This is a genomic window from uncultured Methylobacterium sp., from assembly GCF_964244095.1.
GTDB lineage: Bacteria > Pseudomonadota > Alphaproteobacteria > Rhizobiales > Beijerinckiaceae > Methylobacterium.
In genome coordinates this window covers 1-495 of sequence record NZ_CAXTHR010000008.1, presented here as the reverse complement: position 1 = coordinate 495, position 495 = coordinate 1, and the positions used below count along the sequence as shown (strand labels likewise).

Below are 495 nucleotides of genomic sequence, written 5' to 3'. Positions count from 1 at the left end.
GGAGGCTTTCGCCGTTCGGGTGGCTGATCTCGCGCAGGCGCAGGCCGCCGAGCGTGAGGCTTTCGCCGTTCGGGTGGCTGATCTCGCGCAGGCGCAGGCCGCCGAGCGGGAGGCTTTCGCCGTTCAGGTGGCTGATCTCACGCAGACGCAGGGCGCCGAGCGGGAGGTCACCGAGGTTCAGATCGCGGATCTGCGTGCGGCAATTGCTCAGCGACAGGCCACGATCCAAAGTCTCGAACAAACCATTCACCGCCTCGCGACCGAGGGCACACGGCTCAGGGCCGCGCGCGACGTCAACCTCGTCAACGCCGCAAGACTCCAGATCAAGGTGAACGCCGCTCGCGATGTTCGCTTGTGAAGGGGGTGAGCCCGTCTTCTTCTAGTGTCCTGATTCCGTAATCTCTCCGACCTGGATCGTCCGGTGGCAGAACCGCTGGATAGAGGCGAGGATGTCGTCGGCGGGTTTGGTCCAGCGGAAGGGCTTTGGGTTGGCGT

1 pseudogene is annotated in these 495 nt (G+C 64.8%); it reads left to right on the top strand.

The annotated features are described in order from the left end of the window. A pseudogene (locus ACFE86_RS02595) lies at positions 1-358 on the top strand (hypothetical protein); the annotation flags it as partial. Between the last annotated feature and the right edge of the window lie 137 nt (positions 359-495).